Origin of the sequence: Burkholderia stagnalis (genome assembly GCF_902830275.1) — a bacterium.
In the GTDB taxonomy this organism is placed as follows: domain Bacteria; phylum Pseudomonadota; class Gammaproteobacteria; order Burkholderiales; family Burkholderiaceae; genus Burkholderia; species Burkholderia stagnalis.
In genome coordinates this window covers 228,883-251,020 of the sequence record NZ_CADESW010000010.1, presented here as the reverse complement: position 1 = coordinate 251,020, position 22,138 = coordinate 228,883, and the positions used below count along the sequence as shown (strand labels likewise).

Below are 22,138 nucleotides of genomic sequence, written 5' to 3'. Positions count from 1 at the left end.
ATCCTCCGGTTGCCGGGAAATGCGTGCATTTTCCACCTGGGCACATCGATGCCGTTGGCCCGTGAGGATCCACCTCTTCCTCCGCACTCACATTCACGGGTGGGACGCGTTCATTTCAATTCTCCATGGGGACTTGTGTGCCGCCTTGTGATGATCGGTGTTGTGATTTCTGAGAAGGTATTCACAATACACCGCACGCAGAGTCGTTCTCTCTCCTTTTCCTCAGTGCATGACGGTGCTTAGAAGCGCGAGCCTGGACATCTATCTCGAGTTCAAAGCACATATCGCAGCAGCGATGCAAGGTTTCGCGAGCCCGATTTGCTGACGCTTTCGCGTCGACGTTTGATTGCGAATTGCGTGCCATGGTCTAGAATGAAACCGTATGTTGATCACGGTTTTGGCTTCTGTTCAAGCCAATTTTCCTGATGAAGGCAGCCCGCCGAGGAGTGGAGCGATGACTACGCCGAGTGAACGGACGGCTGCCGTTCTCAGAACGCGCACGTTTCTGATGGAACTCGGGAACCCGGCGGCTTGTGGCATTCCTCGCGAGATTGCCAGCGCCGCGGAGAGTTTGTTGCGCCACTATCCGTCGTTGTCGGACATCGAGTTGACGTGCGCGATGTACCCGACATGCTGGGAAATGCCGGTGATGCGCCCGAAGCCCGGACGGTGATTTGGTGGGTAGGGCGCCGCGGGCCCGTATGACTCGCGGATTGCTGAACTGTACCCTTGCAAGCCGGCAGATCAACCAGCGCAGGAGGCTGCGGTGCCAATCTGGAGCTTGCCGTCGTCGGACGAGGCACCTGACGTCACGCTGTCGAGCTGGCGTATCTTCGAGATTGATGCTGGGACCCAGCATTTCGTCGGTACCGACGCGTTCGATTTCACTGGCCGCGTCAGTTCCGCGATCACAACTTTCGACCTTGCAACATTGCGTGGCCAGACTCGGTCGGGCCGCGTGTATCAACTGGTCGGCCAGAATGGCTGGTCACTCGATGCGGAGTATGTGTGGAAGCGGTGGTGTGAGCTGAACGACGTGAAATCGTACTCTGACGTCACCTTGCAACTAGTCGCTGGAACCGGCAAAGATTCTCCTGCATCATAGCCGGCAAGCCGATCGGGCGCGGCCGCGTTGGTGGTTCTGCAGCGACCGCTGCGAAGGCAGGGTAGTCGTGTCACGGCCGCCGCCCACGCCTATTTTTGTCGGCCGATGATGGCATTGGACAATAGATAAGACAAAGCGCGCTTCTATCCCTGAGCAATTCGCGGATTCGATCACAAGGGCGCCAGTCACACAACGCTGCTGACAGCGACTGTGGAGCGACTGCCTGGCAGCCTGAGGCTGTTGCAGTTGGTGGAAAGGACAGCCCGGCTCACAAATACCGCGGCTCAGTTAGCGAGGGAAGTGTGACGCAGCTTCTGCAAGACATCGTGGGCACGCTCTACCGGCCGCCGGGCGGCGCTCGCCAAGTGTTTGCGCTATCGAGGTTTACGCCGAAAGGCTGCCGCGTCTTTCGTCGATTGCGATCGTCTCCGTCACATCACCGGACCGGTCGCCGGCGAACCTCGGCGGGTTTGATCATTTGCTGCGCTTGAGCTTCGCGGATGTCGATTTCCTGAATCCACGCCTGTCGATGAAAGCGCAGGACAAACTCGTCGATGCGTTTACCGCGGAGCAAGCGCAGACAATTCGCACGTTCGTTGAGGCCCTGCCAGACGAAATCGCGTCGATCGTCGTCCATTGCGAAGGCGGGTATTCGCGGTCTTGTGCAATCGCCCTGGCGCTTCACTTACTGTATGACTATTACGCGGACCTCGAACATCTTGGGCAGGCGAATCCATCCGTCGTTCGTGTGATGGTGGGCGACAATCACACCCGACTCATCATGTTGCATGACGTCGAGAAGGGGATAGGAGATGCGCTCGCAGGTGGAGTCCAGACCGAAGGCGAATTCCGCAAGTGGCAGATTCCGTCTGTATCCACCCTAGATCTGGTCGACGCAGACTCAATTATCTTCGATGGCCGTGTCATGCCTGTTACGCGAACGAATGAGGTCTCAGATGCCTTGCTTGACCGCATCGCGCAACGCTAGCCAGGCTTGTTCGACAGCTTCGGCCGCCACGACGTTGCTAAGTATGTATTCTTCGTTGAGACCAGCCGCCGATTTTAGCGTGAGTTGTGCGTACTGCATCACGGGGATGGGATAGTTGTCCTTGAAACGTCTGTCAGGCGAGCCGTCCTTGTTAGTCTTCGCCCACGTGGTCCCTACCTGTATTGCGTCGTCAGGAACGCTCTTTTCCTCGTGGAAATTTATGCGTTCAACCTTGAGTTCCACGTCCGCGAATTCGATGAGCGCATAGTTAGTTGCTGAGGCGTGGTACACGATAAAACCTGGATAAACGTAGATATCCCCGCCGTTAGCGTTTTCGAGGTACGGCAATGACATCGGCGTTTGGATGATGCCGCATTGGCGTGAACCGAACTTTACTGGTTTCAGGTCTACGGCGCGGTTCGCAACCGTGCGTTCAGCAATCCGGTTGGTTGCACGAAATGCGACGTTATCCCATATGCGCTTCGAATGGGTACAGGCGGTGAAGTCATCTGCGAAGCGAGAAAAGGCCTTTGCGACGCCATCGGGCATCTCGATTTGGGTGCGCAGTCGAGACAACTCGAGCTGAGTCTCTAGTTCCCGCTGAGCAGCCTGACTTTCCTCGGCCTTTGCCTGAATTTGAGCGAAGCGGCGCTTTAGGATTCGACGTAGCAGCCAACCGTCTGCCCACCTTCGATACGTGCTTGTGTTCTGCGTCGAAATCTTCCGAGCATCGTTCAAATCGTGCTCGACAGCAGCAAACTGCTGCTGTGCGGTTTCGAGCGTTTCCTTGAAGGCAGCGAGGCCCGTGCTCGTCAGAGCCGACGAACCTGCACTCCGGATATGCTGCATGGGCGGCAACAAGGAGCCGATTGACGAAGACGCCGGGGGCGGCATCGGTACAGGAACTTGGTTCTCTGCAACTGGTGCCGTAAAGGAGGGGGTATGTTGGGGAGCCGGTGCATGGCCGGAGCCAAGTGGTTGACGAAACGATAGGCCGGTGCCGGGAATGCTCGCCGAAAACGCATTTCCATTTCGACTACCTATGATTCGAATCGGGCCGACTTCGACCGAGGTTGTTATGCCGCTTGGCGACAAGGTCAATCGGACACCTGGAATCGGGCTAAAACTCTTTCTAAAATGCCACTCCATGGTCTATCCCCGCATCAACGTGTTTTTGATCATATTACACAACATGATGCGCTTGAGAAGACTGCCGAGAGGTGACGCGGTGCGCCAACGGTCAGACTTCCTGGATATGGAAAACGTCCCCAATCTGAACGGAGCCATCTGATGGACAGCGGGAATAGGAGGCGGCTACGATGCGGAATCCAGAGCTGCTACGGCGGGCCAGGACCGAACCGGTTATCGTTGAACTTCACCAGCTGATGCCGGAGGGTTTCGATCTTATGCACTCGATACTGAGCGACACGGTACCGAGTTGGCTTGTGACCGAACTCGAATGGGAAGGGTTGACCTTGCGGTTTGAGCATCCGGTCGGTTGGGTGTTGGCGTCCCTTGATGAATAGGGCGAGTTGGCTGAATGGGAAAGGGAAACGACACTCGGGAGCAAATTTTTACGTCCATGGGCTGGCGGGGCAATTCAGGGTGCGCTGCCGCCCCGTGGCGTCAGCGCTTCGTGTCCCAACTTGCTACCAGCGAGATCACTCTTGAATGAGGAAGCGATTGCGGTTCTTCGCATCCTTGATCCAGGCGGGGGCACGACCGCGGCCGGACCAGGTAGCGCCGGTCTTCGGGTCGCGATACTTTGCTTCTACCGCTGCTTGCGCTTGCTTAGCCGATCGAGTGCGACGTGTGCCAAAGATGTCTTTTTCGGAAATCCCATACTCGGCTACCTTAGCGCGAATGTCGTCGACGACGGCTTGGTACTCCGCCAAACGGGCGGCTTCCGCTTTTTCTGCCAACGCGTCCATTTGGGCTTTCAACTCTTTGTAAGTTGCCACGAGACCCTCCTCTGGTTGTGGTGAGCGTGCATGATAACGGCTTTAGTCGGAAGAAGTAGTACGATTGTAGTACTAAATTGCACACGACTGGACCGCAGTCGGGGATCAGTATTTCAGTTGACAGGTCTGACGGCTCTAAGAGTTGCCATGCGTTGCTGTAGCGATAGCAGCATGGCTACGTCGGCCGTGAGGTGCTTTTCCGAATGATGTTGGACGATAACAATGTTCTATGGGAAGAACTCAATGAAATGGGGCGACAGTAAGCGCGACTTTGACACAATCCTTGCGGTCTGGCCGACATATAACCCAGTGTTCGATGCGTGGGTGATGGAGGAGTTGGTCGACAACGGGGAACTACCTCCGAAATGGCGCGACCGGCGTGTGCCTACGGAAGCTGGGCACGTTCGATTAGACGTGTACCTAGTGAAAGAGGCCGCACATGGTTCGGCTGCAGTCCTAAATGCGCAGTTCGCCGCAGAGCTCCAGAATCGTTGCGGAAACGAGATGGTCCGGCAATCCCTCCAATTGAAGGTATCCAAGAGCCTTCAAGCGAAGGAGCGTCTCGCCGACGAGGAGTCGTTGATGCTTTCCGAAGCCAAGAGGCGCCACCAAAGCTCTCCTCGACCGGCGGCGTCGGAGCTCGTTCTTGACGAGGCGTCCGAGATTTACCGTGCCGAATTGGCTGCTCAGCTTAACGAAATGCCGTATTTGCCAGTGGTTCTACTGGGTGAACACGGTCGGCGCGTAATTGTGTATCGAACTCCGGATGGAAACTGGACGAAGCCCTATTACGTTTCAAAGCGATCGGCTACCGAAGCGTTACGCGCTCGCATTGCCTGCGGATTTGGGCTGAACTACCGTATGCATTGGGGAAAAGCAAAGGCAAATATTCGCCAGATCTTGTTGCCGCGTGCAAACCAGTTACTGCAATTGGCGAGCGTTCAGCGCATGTTGGCCGATGCTCTTGCTAGAGGTGAGCGAGTCCTCGTGTGTAATGGCATTGTTTTCTGGTACGAGGACGATGGCACAGTCGGGTGGCAAGTGAAGCAAACGGCGGACACAACCGATTCCGAGGGGGCCACCTTGTGGGAGACCGGTACTATCTTGTCAAAGAATCATGGTCGCCTGGTGATTCTTCCTTATATCAAGGAGGATGGCGAGCGGGTGCAAGGCCACACTCGCAACGCTCCGAATGACGGTCTGGCGAAACCGCGTCATCCAAGTCAATACGTCAATATTCCATTCAAAAAGTTGCAAGGTGACCTGATGATTGGTCTACTCGGTGAGTTGCCCTACGAATGACGTGTTGCTCACGGACCATTAGGCGTCCTCGATCGAAATCGAACGCCTTGGTTCTTGCCGCGCGGGCTGCCAGAGGATGTGCCTGCGAAACACATCGGCCAGCCAGATGCGCGTAGCCAGTAAGCGAAATGACGGCGCGAATTTCTACAGGTTGTTCCCGAGGAACAGTTTGAACTGTTTCGGCTTGTCGACTACATCGGTGTCGCGCATATATCGCGCGCGATATCGAGGTTTTCCATCCGCCGAACGTACCGTTGCTTCTCCTTCCGATATCAGAATGGCCAGTGCATCCTTATACATTGATGCCGTCGCAGGGGAGCCATTACACGTTTCCGAGAAGACTAAGGAGAATGGTTTGGGATTGGTTTGGTCGAAGATCCGTCTTGCGAGTTGAACGACGAGTTCCTTGTCCGACTTCGCACGCGCAACGTCATCGAACCTGAAGCCTCCATCGAAATCTTGCAGGAAACCCATAGTCTGAGGGGCAAGCATGTCGAGGCCGGCGCCACCGTAGTGGACGAAGTGATTGCTGTGCTGCCAGTGAACCTGCTTCATAACGTCCTGAGCCCGGTGATGCTGGGACAGATGTACAAGCCAATATTCACCGTGGCCCGCGCCCGTACCGCGAATGAAGAAGGGGGTAAAAAAGCCTGCCCCACAGCCGTCGACCAGAGCTTCGTAGAGGGCGGCCTGAATGAACCTTCGCCAGTCCGCTTCGTTCTGTTTGATTTCGTCGATTGACCTGCCGCCCAAACGTTTGAAGATGTCGACTTGCAAGGTTGACGAAATTTTTTTGGCAAGCTCGTCATTCGTGTACGTCGCGAACGACGACACATGAAAGGTCAGAACGACTTCCGCGTCGCGGGCACTGGCGAAGATCTTGCGAATCAGTGTTGCTGGTACCTCTGCATAACCGTATTGATCGAGGAAGAACAGCGCGGTGCCAGAGCGAGGCGTATGCTGAGCGACGCGGGCGAGAACTTCGTCGACTGCCGCACCGAACTCCGCATGCATGATGTGAATGGTGTCGCCGATTTCCCGCTCGTAGCCCTCCTGACGCAAGACTTCACGCAGATGTCCGAGCGCCTTCTTATCCTTGTCGATGAAGACGTATCGCACATCGAACAGAATAGCTTTCGGGCGGTCCTCATTTATATTGAACGACGCCTCTTTTACAGCCTGTAGCAGGCGCAAAGGCGAACCCAGTACAAGTTCTCCCGTTCCATTCACCTGATATCGCCCACCACCGCAGAAGCCATCAACCAAGGTGATGCGGAAGCGGTCGCGTCCACGGGCGTTGAGCAGGCGTTGCTGGAAATAGCGAATCAGATAGTCAACAAGTACCTGGTGTTTCGTCAGGCTGTGCGGTTCGAGCTCAGCTGGACCGTTGGTCCAATCGTAGTGACGTTTTGCCAAGGTGGGGACCTTCGGGATAGATTGAGCGAACTAAACGACAACGCGCGGAAATTGATCCCAGTGTTTGCCGGCCAGAACTCTTCCCGCCTTGCCTTTGCCGATAGCCGCGACGGAGACTTCGGTGCCGTCCTGCCGGATAACCCGGATGGGGGTGTTTTTTTTCAGGACGTCAGTCACTTGGTCGACAGGCGCCCAATGTCCCCATTGCTTGAAGTGGAACGGCACTTTCGCTCGAGCACATTGACGCTGCAAAGCCGCGGGCCAAGCCGGGTCCATCGGGCGCGCCTGCGGGCCGGACTCGCCTCCAGCGATTACCCAGTCTACACGGTTGCCTTTGTCGTTCCGTACCAGATACGGCGAGAGGTCGACGGCCGACAGAAGCGGTTCGCAGGAGAGGAATCTCACGGCGGGCGATGAGAATTCCAATAGGTGCTTGATTCTCTTGTGTGCCGTCGCCTGGTCTTCGACCGTCGTTCCAAGCCAGACGTTTTTCGGGAAATCGTATCCTTTGGGCAATTGCTTGCGGACCAGGTGGATTCGCTTCGTGAGGAGCAGCCAGTCGAGGTTTGGCGTCTGGGCGATAAGGTTAAGCAACCGCCGACGCTCAGCAACCAAGTCGGGGCGGTTCTCAAACACATCGGCCATCGACGCGCAGAATACACGTCTGCGGACCTTTTCCTTGGCAGCGTCCTTATCCCATTTGAGAGGTTCTTTCCAGTGGGCGTCGCTGAAAAAGCGTCTCGGGGTGTGGGGGCCCCATAGTCCTTCTCCGAGGCGTTTTGCCCACGTCTCCGCGTAGCAGTGATCGCAGGCCGCCGATACCTTGACACAACCCCACCAGGGGTTGAAGGTATGATGCGTCCACTCGATGCGAGAATCTTTTCCCATTGCCTGCGCGTGAATGAGCTAACGCGTTATTGTACCCTTCTCCGATGTGCCGAAAAAGGAGCGGGATGGGCAGTGCCATGCGAGAGTCAGGAAAGGCGCTCGATCAGCGACGCATACGGGGGAACACGTGAAAGATGAGGAAAAGGTTGTACCTGACCCGCTCGACGGACTCCCGGCCATGGTAGTGGGGCGCTGGGTGACGGAGGAGAAACATCGGATCATCAAGCGATACATCGATGCGTCCTGGGCTGCACGACAGAAATTCACGAGCCAGCGCACATACATCGACCTCTTCGCCGGAACCGGCCGCGTCAAGATCAAACATACCGACACGTTTCAGGACGGTGGGCCGCTCGCCGCGTGGCAAATCGCTCAGCAGAAACGGGGGGCTTTTTCGGACTTTTTCATCGCCGACGCGAATCCGGAATTCCTCGCCGCGTGCGATGCACGGTTGCGCACGCACGGCGTGCCGCTCAAGTCCAAAGCCGGTCGTGCTGATGAAACCGTTGACTGGGTCTTGCCGCAGCTCAACGACCGTGGCTTCCATCTCGCACTGCTCGATCCGTTCAACGCGGGACATCTGCATTTCTCTATCATCGAGAAGCTCGCCACCAAGCCCACGATGGACATCGTGGTTCATCTCAGCACTGGCGATATCCAACGCAACATTGCGGCGGGCCTTGAAGCGGACCACTCGCCGCTGGATAACTTCGCTCCCGGCTGGCGTTACGTTGTGAAGAAACAGAGCTCCAAGCATGCAATGCGGGATGCGTTCGTCGGGCACTGGAGAACCCTGGTGAGCAAGGCGGGGATGCACGTTTGTGACACGATGTACCCGGTCCGGAACAGCAAGGAATCGACCATGTATTGGCTATGCCTTATTGCTCGACACCCGCTCGCGGATAAGTTGTGGCGTGAAGCATGTCAGCTGGAAACACGAAGTCTCTTTTGACGCCAGAGCTGTCCGCAGCCGGCTGCAAAGCTGACACCCACTGGAATCTATCCAGCATACGGCGCACGCTGGTGGGCTCGTGAGGCAGTGTGACGATAAGGGCTTGCGGACTCTCGTCGATCGGATGCTTGACGCCAATCACCGGACGCCATGCCTAGCCAACAACCTATCGAAGAACTCGGCGACGGATTGCTGTGCGTGCGGGCCGACCTTGCGGTGCTCGAGGTCGACGTCGAGGAATTCATGCCCACCGAAGCGATAGACCTCGTATCCCATCAGCCGAAGGCGACGGTCCTCCGCTACCATCTCTGCGTATCGCTGGGCGTTCGCGATGAACCGACCCGGCGCCAAAGAATCCTGCACTGCATAGTGATGGCGCCCGTCAATCTCAATCACGATGCGCACACCTTGCTCCAGCATCAGCAGAAAGTCCATGCGCTGGCGCGCAAGGAACTGCTCATCGCCGCGCTGGCGCTGGGTGTACGGGTCGTAGTGTACATAGACCTGCGGGATGAGAGCCGGCAACCGGTCGCCAAGCGAAACACCGTAGCGCTCGTAGTAGCCTTGAAACACTGCCAACTCCCCCGCAGAGCGGGCGGTAAGGACGGCTTGGCGCAGCCGTCGGAATAGCCGGTCCTTCGCGCTGTCGGGGTCGGTGATATCGAACATTTCGGCATACCAGTCCCGCAGATCTTTCCAGAGCAGGAGACCCGAACTGGGCAGGGGGCGATTGAAGACGAGCACCTTGTCGGCATGCTTGACGATCTCGACGTCATTATTGACCGCGTCGCGAAAGACCAGCTCGGGCTTCTCGCCGATTGAGGCGAAGATCAGGTTCTTCATCGCTCCGGCAACACCAGCCTGCGCCCGGACCACGCCGTAGACGGCGTACCCGGACTCGACGCCGGTCTGCCGAACCGTGAAGCCGTCCCGCCTTAATGCCGCGCTAATTGCGGTGGCCAACTCCGTCTGCTCCATGTCGCGGCGTGTCATGGGGTGCAGAAGCTTGGCAAGCAGATCGAAGAAGCGCGTCTGGCTGCACGTCAGTGCGCCGCATCGGGTCAGCAATTCTTCGTGCGACCAGTCGTCGTTGTCCAGGCAGTGCTGGACTATTTGACCTTGCAGACTGGCGCGACCGAGGAGTCCATCTGGATCGTCACGGATGACTGGGACACCAAAGACCTCGCTGAGGCAGTTTAGCAATGGCAGTTCGCCGAACAGGGATGGCAAGTGGTTCGTAGCCTTGAGCACATCACGTCGGACCAACTCGCTTATTCGGTGCTCTGCATGGATGGTCATCTCGCTCACCGCGTCCGCGAGATCCTCTGACGGGAACTCGCGCAGTACCCGCGTTGCCAAGTCGAGGAGCGCTTGCTCGCTCCAGGTGAGGATGCGGCGCCGAACGTACAGCCGCTTGCTGTTGAAAGCTTCCTGCGCGTCGCTTTCTTCGACCGCCTGTTGAATCCCCAGGCGGACACATGCGTCGGGAACTTCATAGGCCTTGACTGCTGCGACCGCCCGCGCGATATGCTCCCTCAACGTGTCGAGAGGAACGAGTGAAGCCTGCATTGCTTCTCCACGGTAATGCGATTAACTGCGAAATACAGCCTCCGACAAGACACCGCAGGTGCAACGAGCGTTTGGAGAAGCCGAACTTTCGCGTGCCGACGTTCAACGGAACATAACTTTCTCGGGGTTGAGCCGAAAAAGATCTTTCGATGCAAAGGAGATCTTCTGAGCCGAGTTCCGCGTGCGATTTTTTGCTTGATGAGGCATTTCGAACACTATACTCCCCGTCACGCGTCGGCCGAGCGCGAGCCGCCCGACGAGAGGGCCGCCCCTTCCGCTTGAAGGGCTTCGGTGAGTGACCGCTGGCGCGGACGGGCATGACCGGTGGCGCGCTTGGGAAATCCGGACGACCACGGGGGTAGGGTTGAGACAGTCCGGCGCGGTGGCGAAGATAGAGCCGCGACCCGAACGTCTATCGGAACCATTCGACACGGAATGGTGGAAGGGTGGCGAGCGACAGCTGGCAGGGGCTTCGGTCGTTCCGGTTCTGCTCACGTGAGGATATCCTCACAAGCAATTCTCAAGGAAAGATATTCTCACCTGTGGATATGCTCGACTTTCAAGAGGATACGCTTACGTAAGCATATCCTCCCGGTCGCGCTTACCCAGTGTTGCGGCCGCTGCGCGGCTGCTGACCAGAGGAGCGGTGAAGCGCAGGCTCTCCGTCGTTGTAGGTTATTTGGTGCCGCGTAGGCAGCAGTGATCGCTCGGTGAACTGCCCGAGTGCGGTCCGAATGTCGTTGGGGCACGACTGGCGCTCACGTTGGCGAAGGCTCAAAACGGACGGGTGGGTGCTTCAGAGGCCGCAGGTGCGGGTTGCATTGACTGTACGGTAGAAGCCTACGCGTCCGATGATCGGGCTGGCACGGGGCGCCGGTGTGTCGAGTGCAGGCGGGCTGCCGAAGCTCGCGTCGATCAGCGAGGCGTCGGCATCCACTGCCGGCGCAGCCGGGTAGTTGACACCGGCCTTTGTCAGGCCGTGGCCCGCGACAACTTTAGTTCGCAACAGTTTCGCACCTTGCGGTCAACATCAACCGGCGAAATGAAAGATATGAACGCCCCCCCATCGCTGCGTGTAGCGTCGGCGGTACATTCGTGCCTTGCGGGTCGCTACCGAATGGGAATCGGTAGATCATATTGGCCTACTCAGCCGGAGGATCCATCATGACGCATACGATCGTGGGCGTGGACACCCGATGTTCCGGTTCATCGACACGCGGCGAACATCCATTCAGACGCGGCAACACGGTGCTCAAGCGAGCCTTGTTCCTATCCGCCTTCGCGGCATTGCGGGACTGGGTCTCACGGGTCTATTACTCGCGCAAGATTCAGCAAGGCAAGCGTCATAACCAAGCACTCATCGCGCTCGCACGGCGACACTGGGACGTTCTGTTCGCTATGCTGCGCGACGGCACCATTTACCAACTCAGGTCAGCCCCCAACGCTTGACGAAACACATAGGGGCACCCCCGATCACACGGCGTCAACCCACCTGTGCGCCACGTTCCTCCGCAAGCAACCGCCGATAGTGAGGCAGTGCACCGAACAGCAACCACGCGGCAAGCGCGGCCGCGATCGTGCAGATGATGCCGATCGAATCGCCGACCATCTTCGGATCGCCGAACACGCGATCGGTGAAGAGCGCAATTAGCGTCGGGCCCAGTCCAAAACCGATCAACTGCGCGAAGAACGAGTAGAGCGCGCCCACTGTACCGCGCATGCGGCTGGGTGCAACGAGTTGCAGCGCCGCGGCCATACATCCGGTCGGCAGCGAGAAGAAAAACACAGTGCCGCCAGCCGCGAGCAGCGTACCCGTCGCACCGGGTGCAAACGGGGTGCTGGCGCAGCACAGCAGCATCGGGATCATCGCGAACGCGGCCGTGCGCAAAGGTGCGTCCTCATAGCCGCGCCGCTCGAACCGACGCACCACCCACGGGCCTGCCAGTGCGCCTGCAATTCCGCAGCTGACCACTACCGTACCGAAACGAAACCCAACGAGCGCGGCAGGCATCCCGTGCGAACGGATCAGGTAAGTCGGCATCCATGCGGGCATGCCGAGCACGACGATCGCGAGCATGCCGACGCCCAGCAGAATACGCGCGTAGAAACCGCGCCGTTCCCACAGGAAGGCAATCGAATCGCGAGTCGAGAACTGGCGGTCGTCCGCACGCCCGCTGACGACCTTGCTGCGTCTCGGCTCACGCACCGTCAGCCAGACCAACAACGCGAACAGCATGCCCGGCAGTCCGATCAGCACGAATGCCAGTTGCCAGGTCTCGAACCCAGCGAGCGCCGGAAACTGCTTGTGGACATCGCGGGCGAACGAGATGACAAGACCGCCGGCGACGAGCGACAGGCCGCCGCCGAGCATCGGTCCGAGAATGAACACGCTCATTGCGCGCGGCATCTTCTGAGCCGAGAAGCAGTCGGCGATCATCGACAATGCGATCGGAAACACGCACGCTTCGCTTGCCCCGACGCCGAAGCGCGCGAGGAACAGTCCCTGGAACGTCGTGGCCTTGCCACACAGCGCCGTGAAGACACACCACAGGCAAATGCCGACCAGCAGGATATTGCGACGGTTGGTTACGTCGACGAGACGGCCGAACAGCGGCGACGCGATCAGGTACGCGGAAATGAACGCAATGCCCTGCACGAGGCTGAGCTGCGTGTCGGAAATGGCAAGCGAATGCCGGATGGGATCGACGAGCAGGTTCAGCAGCTGGCGATCGATATACGCAAGCGAATACGCGAGCGTCAGCATGGCCAGGATGTACCACGACAGTAGGCTGTCGTGGACAACCCTCGACGAGCTCCGTTCTGTGCGCGTGTCATCGAGGCCGCCGGCGGGCGGGACTTCATTCATTGCATTCCTCATCATGTCTCCGAGACGGTCGTGTCAAACACCCGGGCAGGCAACGTATTTCCGTTGCATTCATTTATCAAACAAGCGTTAGGTAGTTTGCAGCGACCCAGCGGGAAGTGCCATGCGTGTTATCCATTAAGCATGGCTTCCCGACACGGGCGGAACGGGTACCCGCCTGAGGGTTTGACAGGATGGAACTATCTTCACCGTCCGATCAATTTATCGTTCGTTAGTTACGCAAATGAATCTATGGCCAAGACACAGGATCAGCGTGCCGGCAGTACGATGTTTTGAAGTACGGAAACACGCAATGCGGCAGGTGGAACGCGCGCCGCGCAATGTTACGGAACGGTCCCGGCACGGTTTCCGCGACAGCGCCACGGGCGGCGAAAACGGCACGCAGGCCGCGCAACAGCCCGCGCTTGTCGCGCGGTTGCCGCCATCAAGCTGTATTGTTTAACCGTGTGCTCACAATGCGGTCTTCGCATCCTCGACGAGCATCGCGGCGGCCTTCTCGCCGATCATGATCGTCGCGGCATTGGTCGGACCCGAGATCGGCACCGGCATCACGGACGCATCGGCGACGCGCAGCCCCTGCACGCCGCGCACGCGCAGCCGCGCATCGACCACCGCCATCGGATCGCTGTCGGGCCCCATGCGCGCGGTGCCGTTGTGGTGATAGACGGTGCCGCCGCGCTGGCGCGCGAACGCGAGGATCTCGTCGTCGGTCTGGACGTCCTTGCCGGGGAACATTTCGTCGACGTAGTAGGACGCGAAGGGCCTGGCCTGCAACACAGCGCGCGCCATCTTGACGACGGCCACCATCGCGCGCTGGTCCGATTCGTCGGTCAGGTAGTTCGGCTGCACCTCGGGCAACTCGTCGATGTTCGTGGAGCGCGCCTTGACCCAGCCGCGGCTGTCGGGCCGCTGCTTGTGGCCGCCCAGCGTCATGCCCGGGTAGCGATCGAGCAAGCCGGGCAGGCCTTCCTGATAGCTGCCGGGCGTGAATGAAACCTGCAGGTCGGGGCGCGCCAGTGCCGGTTCCGAGCGAAAGAAAAAGCGCATCGGCACCGGACCCATGCTCAGGATGCTCGGCTGGCCGAGGAAGTAGCGCGCGATCTCGCGGGCCAGCGGCAGGCCACGCCCCCGCTCGTTGAGAGTTGGGACACCCTGCACCTTGACCGCCACGCGCAGGTTGAAGTGGTCAACCAGATTGGCGCCGACGCCAGGCAGCGCGATCTGGGTCTGCACGCCGATCGCGCGCAGATGCGCATCGTCGCCGACGCTGGAGATCTGCAGCAGGCGCGGCGTGTTCAGGGCGCCCGCCGCGACGATCACCTCGCGGTGAGCGCGCACCTCGCGCTCGGGAGCGCCGCTGCCGCCCGCGCGGTATCGCACACCGGTCGCGCGTCGCCCGGCCAGCAGGACGCGGGTGGCGGGGCTGTCGGTCCGCAGCGTCACACGACCGCTGCGGATGGCCGGATGCAGGTAGGCGCGCGCCGCGCTCCAGCGGCGTGGCGCATGTCCGCGCGTGTCGATCATGAATTGCCACGGACCGACCCCATCCTGCGCTTCGGCGTTCGCGTCGGCCACATACGGGTACCCGAGGCTCTTGACGGCCTCGACGAACAGATCGCACAGCGGCGGCATGATCGGGTCGGTGACGATCAGCGGCCCGCTGCGGCCGCGGTAGCGGTCGTCGCCGGGTCCGATACGCGTCTCGGCCTTCTTGAAGTAGGGCAGCACGTCGTCGTAGGACCAGCCCGGATTGCCGAGCGCGGCCCAGCCGTCGAAGTCGGCATGCTGCCCGCGGTTGTAGACCATCCCGTTGATCGAGCCCGAGCCGCCCACCACCTTGCCCTGGGTCAGCTCGATGGTGCGTCCGTCGGTACCCGCGATCGGGCCGCTGCGAAAGCGCCAGACCAGCCGGTCGTTGAACAGGTTCTTGATGTAGCCCGCCGGGATATGGATGAACGGGTTGGTGTCGGGCGGCCCGGCTTCCAGCACGCACACGGTATGGCCTGCCTCGGCGAGCCGCGCGGCCACCACGCTGCCGCCGCTGCCCGCGCCGACGACCACGTAGTCGAAGGTTTCGCTCATGGGTCAGGCATCCAGATTGAAATTGATCGTCTTCAGTTCGGTGAACGCCTCGATCGTCGACCAGCCGCCTTCGCGGCCGACGCCCGAGCGCTTGATGCCGCCGAACGGCGCATTCGGAATGCTGGCGAAGCCGTTGACGCCGATCGCGCCGCTTTTCACCGCACGCGCCACGCGGAACGCGCGGCTGACATCGGTGGTGTAGACGCAGCCGGCAAGTCCGTATTCGCTGTCGTTGGCGATGCGCACGGCTTCGTCTTCGGTGTCGAACGGAATCACCGACAGCACCGGGCCGAAGATTTCTTCCTGCGCGATCCGCATCTCGTTGCGCACGTTCGCGAACAGCGCCGGCTCGACCCAGTTGCCGTTGCCGATCGCGCCGCCCGGCAGGCCGCCGCCGGCGAGCAGCGTCGCGCCCAGCGCGACGCCGCTGTCGACGTACTCGAGCACGCGCGCCTGGTGACGCCGGGAAATCATCGGCGCGGACGTCGTTGCCGGGTCGAACGGATCGCCGAACCGAACCTTGCGGAGCTGTGCGCGTGCGTGATGCAGGAATTCGTCGACGATCGAACGATGCACGACCGCGCGCGACGGCGTGGTGCAGACCTGGCCCGACAGGAATGTCGAGCACAGACCCATCAGCGCCTGCGCGGTGGCCGCCACATCGCGCGTGTCGGGAAACACCAGCGCCGCACTCTTGCCGCCGAGCTCGAGCGACAGGCGCTTCATGGTCGGCGCGCTGGCCACGGTGATTTTTTCGCCGACGAGCGGGCTGCCGGTGAATGTCACCTTGTCGACGTCGGGGTGCGACGTCAGCGCCGTGCCCGTTTCGGTCGCGCCGGTGACGAGGTTGAACACGCCCGGCGGCAAGTCGCTGTCGGCGAGGATCTGGGCGAGCCGGCTCACGGCCAGGTTGGTGAGCTCCGACGGTTTGACGACGACGGTGCAGCCGCAGGCCAGCGCCGGCGCCACCTTCATCGCGAAGGTCATCACCGGGCCGTTGTACGGCAGGATCGCTGCGACGACGCCGACGGGGTCGCGGAAGGTCATGTACTGCATGTTCGACGCGCTGGAAAAGACCGGCAGCGTCTCGCCGTTGATCTTGTCGATCCAGCCGAGAAAATGATCGAAGATGTCGGCGGCGGCTTTCGCGGACACGCGCGAGTTGCGGCTGAACGTGTACGGAATGCCGTTGTCGAGCGTCTGCAGCTGCGCGATCTCGTCTTCGGCCGCATAGAGCCGCTCGACGATGGGCTGCAGCAGGCGCTTGCGATCCTGCGCGCGCATGCGCGGCCACGGGCCTGCGTCGAACGCCTTGCGCGCCGCGGCGACGGCAAGCGCGACGCCGCGCGTGCCGGCTTCCGCGAAGCTGGTCATGACTTCGTTCGTGCACGGATTGAGCTGGTCGAAACGCGCATCGGGCCAGTCGAGCCACTGGCCGTCGATGAACAGACGGCCCGGGCGCACATTCAGCGCGTCGAGTCGGGAAACGAGACTGAGCATGGAGTCGAGTCGGTCAAGGTAAGGAAGTTACTTCTGCACGCCGGTGAACACGTAGTCGCCGTTCGGATCCCGGCTGACCCGTCCGAACGACGGCGAACAGAAATGCGTGCAGGTGAACAGCGTCGCACTGCCGTCGAGACGCGACAGCAGCGTGTGCCGCGTCGCCGACGATTGCGCGTGGTCGTGGTCCAGCACCAGCGCCATGTCGGGCCGTGCGATCTGCACCGGGTGGTGCATCGCGTCGCCGCCGATGATGAACTGCTCGGTACCCGCGTCGACCGCGACGGCGATATGGCCGATCGTGTGCCCGGGCGTGGCGAACACCGAGATGCCGTCGCCGAGCTCTGTATCGCGATCGATGAAGTTCGCGAGCCCCGCATCGACGACGGGCTGCACGGATTCATGGAACGAAGTGTTCTGCGCGTCGTACATCGCGTCGTTCGGGTCGCCCTGTTGCGCGAACGCGTATTCCGCCTTGCCGAAGTGGTATTTCGCGTTGGGAAAGGTCGGCAGCCAGCGGCCGTCCTGCTTGTAGGTGTTCCAGCCGACGTGATCGAAATGCAGGTGCGTGCACAGCACGTCAGTCACGGCGTGGCGGTCGATGCCGGCCTGCTCGAGCGTGGCCAGGAATTCGAGCCGCAGATCGGCGAACGCATCGAAACCAGCGATGTCCTTGTCGTTGCCGACGCAGGTGTCGATCACCAGGATGCGCTGGCCGATCAGCACGATGAAGCACTGGCTGACGGCGCGCATGCGGTGTTCTTCGTCCACGTAGGGCGACTTCATCCACGGAATCGACTTCATCACGTCGGGCGTGGCCTCGGGCAGCAGCGCGCCGAGGATCCCGCTGATGTCCATCTCGACGATCTGCACGACTTCCGAATGGCCGATCCGCGAGCGAATGGTATGCAGCAACGGCATGGTGATTTTCCTCGGAGTGGGTGGCACGACGCATCAAGCTGAACCACACGCCTGCAGCGTAGCGCGCGCCGGTCGATCACCGATTTGACCACGGCGCATGCCGTTGTCCCGGTTTTTACGGCGCGTTGTTTCGTCCTTCGAAAGGGAAAGCCGTGATGCCGTGCAACACGCGCGCTTCCAACCCCCGGAACAACGCGCGCGCCGCATTGCGGATCACCGCGCGACGGGCCTTTAATGCGGGGCAGCGGCAACGCAGCCCCATGCGTTGCACAGGACAACCAAGGCGGCCGATGCGACCAGCACATATTCATAACAACGAGGAGATGCCACCACAATGAAATTGTCATTCAAGCAAAGGCTCGGGTTGCCGCTGGTCCTGAGCCTGTTCTGTCTGATTCTGCTGTCGGTCACGGATGCGTACCGGAATCGCGAGATGCGTCTCGATGAGCGCAAGTCCGATCTCGTGCATGCCGTCCAGATCGCGCTCGCCACGGTCGAGTTCTATGCGAAGCTGGCCGACGCGGGAGAGCTGAGCGCCGAGCAAGCGCAAAAGCAGGCGATGGACGTGATTCGCGGCATCCGTTACGGTGAAGCGGGTAGCGGTTATTTCTCGATCGTGAACTCGAAGGGTGTGGTATTGATGTACCCGTTCGACGCATCGATCCAGAACAAGCCGTTGAGCGAACTGAATCCGAAGGCCGCTGCCATCGTCAGGCAGCAGATCGAACTGGCAGCGGGAGCCGGCAGCGGCTTTCAGCGCTTCGACTATCCGAAGGAAACCTCCGGGGTGATGACGGACGCTGCGCGAATCGCGTACATCGATACGTACCGTCCATGGGACTGGGTGATCAATACGAGCCTGTTCGTCGACGACATCGACAGCGAGTTTCAGGCAAACCTGCTGCAAAGCCTCGGCCTCTTTGCGCTGATCGCGCTGGTGATGAGCGGCATCGTCGTGGCACTCAATCGCGGCATCGCCCGGACAATCGGCGGCGAGCCCGGCTATGCGGTCGAGATTGCCGGGCGGATCGCGGCCAACGATTTCACGGCCGTCATCGCGACCGCGCCGAGCGACAGCGGCAGCCTGCTCTATTCGATGAAACGCATGCAGGCGAATCTGTCCGGCGCAATCAACGGCATCAAGACGAGCGCGGATTCGATCGCATCGGCAGCTGCGCAGATCTCGGCCGGCGATCTGGATCTGTCCCGGCGCACCGAGATGCAAGCTGCGTCGCTGCAGGAGACCGCGGCGAGCATGGCGGAACTGTCGTCGAGAGTCGGCCAGAACACCGATAATGTTCGGCAGGCGAGCCAGGTCGCAGTACAGGCCGTGCAGTCGGTCGAGCATTGCAATGGCGTGGTCTCGCAGGTTGTCGACGCGATGGGCAGTATCGACGCAAGCTCCAGCAGGATTGGTGAAATTGTCGGCATCATCGAAAGCATCGCATTCCAAACTAACATCCTGGCGCTCAATGCTGCCGTCGAAGCCGCGCGCGCAGGCGAGCAGGGGCGCGGTTTCGCTGTCGTCGCGTCTGAGGTGCGTTCGCTCGCCCAGCGCTCGTCGTCGGCATCGAAGGAAATTCGGGACTTGATTCACGAATCCGTCGGACGCGTCAGGGGCGGTGTGGCGCTCGTGAACGCCGCAGGTACCTCGATGGCCGAGATCATGCGGGCGATCTCGCGTGTGACCGCCTTGATGGAAGAAATCGCAGCCGCGTCGGTCGAGCAGGGCCACGGCATTGAACAGATCAACCAGGCCGTGTCGGAGATGGACAGGGCAACACAGCACAATGCCGCGTATGTCGAGGAAGTCGCTGCCGCTGCGCAGTCGCTGGACGATCAGAGTAAGCAACTCGTCGCGATGATTTCGAATTTCATCGTGGACGAAGGCGACATGCCGCTGGTGCCGGACGTGCCGGGTAAGCAACGGGATTGCCCACCCGCGATCGGGCGGGGCCCAGTTTCGGCAAGCGAGTCATATGCGATGTAGCCATGGTTGCGATACTGCGGTCGCTTGGAGTGATTGCACGTCGGTTGGCGTAAATCGCTTCGCCGCAAGCCAGGAGACAACATGACGACACGTTGCTGACAGACACTCGACGCTCGGCGTTCGCGTCGTCACGCTGAATCGCGCCGAACGGTTGAATGCTCTGGGCGGCGCGACGCTCGCGGTGCTGCACGATGCGGTGCGCACGGCCGCAGAGCCGGGCCGCGAGATCCGCGTGATCGTGATTCGCGGCAGCGGCCACACCTTCTGCGCAGGCAACGACCCGAAGTGGCTCGCGCGCGGCGTGCTCGCGGAGTTCGGCGACGCGCATATGCAGCGCAACCTGCTACCGAGCGGTGGTGGCTCACAGCGGCTGCCGCGCAAGATCGGACTGGCGCGCGCGATGTATTGCCTCGTTACGCGGAGGCGCATGACTGGGTGCGACGGGGAGCGAATGGGGTTCGCATCGCTGGCGGTGAGTGGCGGGGAATTCGACGCCGCGACGATGCAGCTAGCCTGCGAGATCGCGCGGATCGATGCCGATGCGCTCGCGGCGATGAAGCACATGACGTGCCGCGCCCTCGAGATTCCGCTGAACGACGGGCTGACGATGGAGCGGTGGATGCAGTATCGCAACTGACTGAATCGCCGTCGCTGGTGGCGTCGGTGCACGATTTCGCGTAATGCGGCCACGGTTGAGCGGCAGCCGGCCGCGCGACGCGGCTGCTCAGGTCCGTCGGGTGCGCGGCTTCAGCATGGCAGGAGCGGCGCAAGCAATGGAAGGGGGCCGTTGCCGCGCGCGTGGCCGTGTCCAGGTTGTAGACGAAACGGCTTGCACCACGGCGCGATCACGCACATCGGCGTGCGGCATCGAGGTGTTCGCGCAGGTGACGTCCTGATGCTGGATCAGGCCGATGCCTTGCGGCGCCGCGCGTCTCATTTCGTCGTCGTCGTTCGTGACCACGCTGCGTTGAGGCTCGACTTCAAATACATACCCTTCGACTTCTGACTACGTGAATTCATGGCGTTAGATCACGCCGCTGGTCGTATCAGGCAGTTGCGTCGGATCAGATCGGCGGCCTTGGTGAAGCTGAGATGGTGCGCGATGTGCACGAATCCAGGCGAGGGAAGCGAACTGAGACGGATCCATGGTGCGATTGTCGAGTGTGACTGACCAATATAGTTGAAATTCGATTGGCAGGTCATCGGCGAAGTGCCGATGTCGGCGGGCGGCGGAATGCGGGAAGGGGGAAACAGGCGGGAAGAGGGAAGCGTCGGCGCGTCGCGCCGGGCGGCCACGCAGGCCGCGAATCGGCTCGCGCATCGAGTCGGGCAGAGATCGCGCGCACCGGAGGGCGGTGCACGCGACAATGCGGCTGATCCGGTCAAACGATTTTTCGCAATCGCAATTCGGCCACCGCGCGTGCATCGAACCCGATGCTGGAGAGGATTTCATCGGTATGCTCGCCGGTCAGCGGTGGTCGCGTATGGATCTCCGGCGGCGTTCGCGACAGCGAGACCGGCGTGGCGAAGATGGGCACCTTCTTCGGCGCACCGGGATAGTCCATCCAATGGATCACGTCGGCCGCCTTGATGGTTTCGTCTTCCAGTGCCTGGCGTGGTGAATTGACGGGGCTGGCCGGGATGCGCGCCTGCTCCAGTTCACGAAGCGCATCGGCGAGCGTCTTGGCTGCGCACCATTCGCTCATGAGTTCGCTCAGGAACGCACCGTTTTCGCCGCGCAGCCTGTCGTCGGCAAAGCGCGGATCGTCGAGGAGTTCCGGTCGGCCCATGAGTTGCGTCCACCGTTTGAACATCGGACGGCCAATGACCTGGGTGATGAACCAGCCGTCCGTTGCCTTGAAGATGTCTGACGGCGCATAGCCGGACGCGCGGTTCAGCGTGGCCTGGCGATTCAGCCCGAGCAACGCTTCCTCGATCAGCGCGCCGCTGGCCATATTCAGGCCCGTGCACAGCAGCGACGCGCTGACTTCCTGTCCCATGCCGCTGCGCTGGCGTTCGTAGAGCGCCAGCATGACGCCCAGTGCACACGAGAACGCCGTGGCGAAGTCCACCACCGGAACCATGGCCTTTTGCGGCCGATCGGGCGTGCCTGCGATGTACACCGCGCCGCTCAGTGCCTGGCCGACGCCATCGAAGCCCACACGGTCGCGCACGGCTTCGCTGTTGCCGAATGCATTGGACGCGACGAGGATGATGTCGGGTTTGATCGCGCACAGGCTGTCGTAGTCGAGTCCGAGGCTCTTGAGCGTACGGGGCGGCATGTTCGCGATCACCACGTCGGCATCGACAACCAGCTTGCGCACGATGTCGCGCCCCTCGGGGCTGTCCAGATCGAGGGTCATCGAGCGCTTGTTGCGGTTGACTTGCAAGAACAGCGCGCCTTCGCCGTGCTCGGTCACGGGTACGATAAATCGATCCTCGCCGCCGCCGACGCGATCGATGCGGATGACGTTCGCACCATAGTCGGCGAGCAGCGCCGAGCAGAACGGCCCGGCGATGAAGCGGCCGAAATCGAGGACCTTGATGCCTTCGAGTACTTTCATGTTTCGTTTGCGGTTG

At 60.8% G+C, this 22,138-nt stretch carries 18 protein-coding genes and 1 pseudogene; 9 read left to right on the top strand and 10 right to left on the bottom strand.

The window, feature by feature from the left end; translation table 11 throughout:
* Positions 1-382: 382 nt before the first annotated feature.
* From HWY45_RS19420 to HWY45_RS36890, 3 genes are all read left to right on the top strand, one after another.
* A complete protein-coding gene (locus tag HWY45_RS19420; RefSeq protein WP_150998184.1) occupies positions 383-673 on the top strand; it encodes a BPSL0761 family protein in 291 nt (96 codons plus the stop codon).
* Between the two features lie 93 nt (positions 674-766).
* Entirely contained in the window at positions 767-1,105 is a 339-nt protein-coding gene (locus tag HWY45_RS19415) for a hypothetical protein (RefSeq protein ID WP_059881642.1), read from the top strand.
* A gap of 487 nt (positions 1,106-1,592) precedes the next feature.
* Entirely contained in the window at positions 1,593-2,093 is a 501-nt protein-coding gene (locus tag HWY45_RS36890) for a hypothetical protein (RefSeq protein WP_230946894.1), read from the top strand.
* Here HWY45_RS36890 and HWY45_RS19405 read toward each other — a convergent pair.
* On the bottom strand, positions 2,058-3,242 hold the full coding sequence (locus HWY45_RS19405; protein ID WP_081069754.1) for a DUF4236 domain-containing protein: 1,185 nt from the start codon (positions 3,240-3,242) through the stop codon (positions 2,058-2,060). The genes HWY45_RS36890 and HWY45_RS19405 overlap by 36 nt on opposite strands.
* A gap of 512 nt (positions 3,243-3,754) precedes the next feature.
* Complete coding sequence (locus tag HWY45_RS19400) at positions 3,755-4,054, bottom strand: H-NS histone family protein (RefSeq protein ID WP_081069755.1); 300 nt, start codon at positions 4,052-4,054, stop codon at positions 3,755-3,757.
* Between the two features lie 243 nt (positions 4,055-4,297).
* On the opposite strand from HWY45_RS19400, the gene HWY45_RS19395 reads away from it, so the two are divergent.
* Positions 4,298-5,356 carry a hypothetical protein gene (locus tag HWY45_RS19395; protein ID WP_081069765.1) on the top strand — a complete coding sequence of 353 codons (1,059 nt, stop codon included), beginning with the start codon at positions 4,298-4,300 and terminating at the stop codon, positions 5,354-5,356.
* Between the two features lie 144 nt (positions 5,357-5,500).
* On the opposite strand, the gene HWY45_RS19390 is transcribed toward HWY45_RS19395, so the two are convergent.
* Positions 5,501-6,772: a three-Cys-motif partner protein TcmP gene (locus HWY45_RS19390; RefSeq protein WP_059881648.1), complete on the bottom strand. Its 1,272-nt coding sequence runs from the start codon at positions 6,770-6,772 to the stop codon at positions 5,501-5,503.
* A gap of 30 nt (positions 6,773-6,802) precedes the next feature.
* Positions 6,803-7,660 carry a DUF5131 family protein gene (locus HWY45_RS19385; RefSeq protein ID WP_059881650.1) on the bottom strand — a complete coding sequence of 286 codons (858 nt, stop codon included), beginning with the start codon at positions 7,658-7,660 and terminating at the stop codon, positions 6,803-6,805.
* Positions 7,661-7,787: 127 nt separating this feature from the next.
* On the opposite strand from HWY45_RS19385, the gene HWY45_RS19380 reads away from it, so the two are divergent.
* Complete coding sequence (locus HWY45_RS19380; RefSeq protein WP_059881652.1) at positions 7,788-8,612, top strand: three-Cys-motif partner protein TcmP; 825 nt, start codon at positions 7,788-7,790, stop codon at positions 8,610-8,612.
* A 138-nt stretch (positions 8,613-8,750) separates the two neighbouring features.
* Here HWY45_RS19380 and HWY45_RS19375 read toward each other — a convergent pair whose 3' ends face one another.
* Positions 8,751-10,181 carry an AbiJ-related protein gene (locus HWY45_RS19375; protein WP_059881654.1) on the bottom strand — a complete coding sequence of 477 codons (1,431 nt, stop codon included), beginning with the start codon at positions 10,179-10,181 and terminating at the stop codon, positions 8,751-8,753.
* A 1,191-nt stretch (positions 10,182-11,372) separates the two neighbouring features.
* On the opposite strand from HWY45_RS19375, the pseudogene HWY45_RS19370 reads away from it, so the two are divergent.
* A pseudogene (locus tag HWY45_RS19370) lies at positions 11,373-11,630 on the top strand (IS110 family transposase); the annotation flags it as partial.
* Positions 11,631-11,664: 34 nt separating this feature from the next.
* On the opposite strand, the gene HWY45_RS19365 reads toward HWY45_RS19370, so the two are convergent.
* From HWY45_RS19365 to HWY45_RS19350, 4 genes are all read right to left on the bottom strand, one after another.
* Positions 11,665-13,047, bottom strand: coding sequence for a spinster family MFS transporter (locus HWY45_RS19365; protein WP_230946895.1), 1,383 nt, complete (start codon positions 13,045-13,047; stop codon positions 11,665-11,667).
* A gap of 468 nt (positions 13,048-13,515) precedes the next feature.
* A complete protein-coding gene (locus HWY45_RS19360) occupies positions 13,516-15,126 on the bottom strand; it encodes a GMC family oxidoreductase (protein ID WP_230946896.1) in 1,611 nt (536 codons plus the stop codon).
* Between the two features lie 24 nt (positions 15,127-15,150).
* Entirely contained in the window at positions 15,151-16,647 is a 1,497-nt protein-coding gene (locus tag HWY45_RS19355; RefSeq protein ID WP_059881658.1) for an aldehyde dehydrogenase family protein, read from the bottom strand.
* A gap of 27 nt (positions 16,648-16,674) precedes the next feature.
* Positions 16,675-17,568 carry an MBL fold metallo-hydrolase gene (locus HWY45_RS19350; protein WP_059686314.1) on the bottom strand — a complete coding sequence of 298 codons (894 nt, stop codon included), beginning with the start codon at positions 17,566-17,568 and terminating at the stop codon, positions 16,675-16,677.
* Positions 17,569-17,902: 334 nt separating this feature from the next.
* On the opposite strand from HWY45_RS19350, the gene HWY45_RS19345 reads away from it, so the two are divergent.
* The 3 genes from HWY45_RS19345 to HWY45_RS19335 all read left to right on the top strand — a co-directional run bounded on the left by HWY45_RS19345 (position 17,903) and on the right by HWY45_RS19335 (position 20,564).
* On the top strand, positions 17,903-19,558 hold the full coding sequence (locus tag HWY45_RS19345) for a methyl-accepting chemotaxis protein (RefSeq protein WP_081069756.1): 1,656 nt from the start codon (positions 17,903-17,905) through the stop codon (positions 19,556-19,558).
* 151 nt (positions 19,559-19,709) lie between these two features.
* Positions 19,710-20,195 (top strand): enoyl-CoA hydratase/isomerase family protein, encoded by a 486-nt coding sequence (locus HWY45_RS19340; protein WP_230946897.1) that lies wholly within the window; start codon positions 19,710-19,712, stop codon positions 20,193-20,195.
* Positions 20,196-20,387: 192 nt separating this feature from the next.
* On the top strand, positions 20,388-20,564 hold the full coding sequence (locus tag HWY45_RS19335; protein WP_155631904.1) for a hypothetical protein: 177 nt from the start codon (positions 20,388-20,390) through the stop codon (positions 20,562-20,564).
* Between the two features lie 376 nt (positions 20,565-20,940).
* Here HWY45_RS19335 and HWY45_RS19330 read toward each other — a convergent pair whose 3' ends face one another.
* Positions 20,941-22,122 (bottom strand): CaiB/BaiF CoA transferase family protein, encoded by a 1,182-nt coding sequence (locus HWY45_RS19330; protein WP_059686315.1) that lies wholly within the window; start codon positions 22,120-22,122, stop codon positions 20,941-20,943.
* Positions 22,123-22,138: the final 16 nt, after the last annotated feature.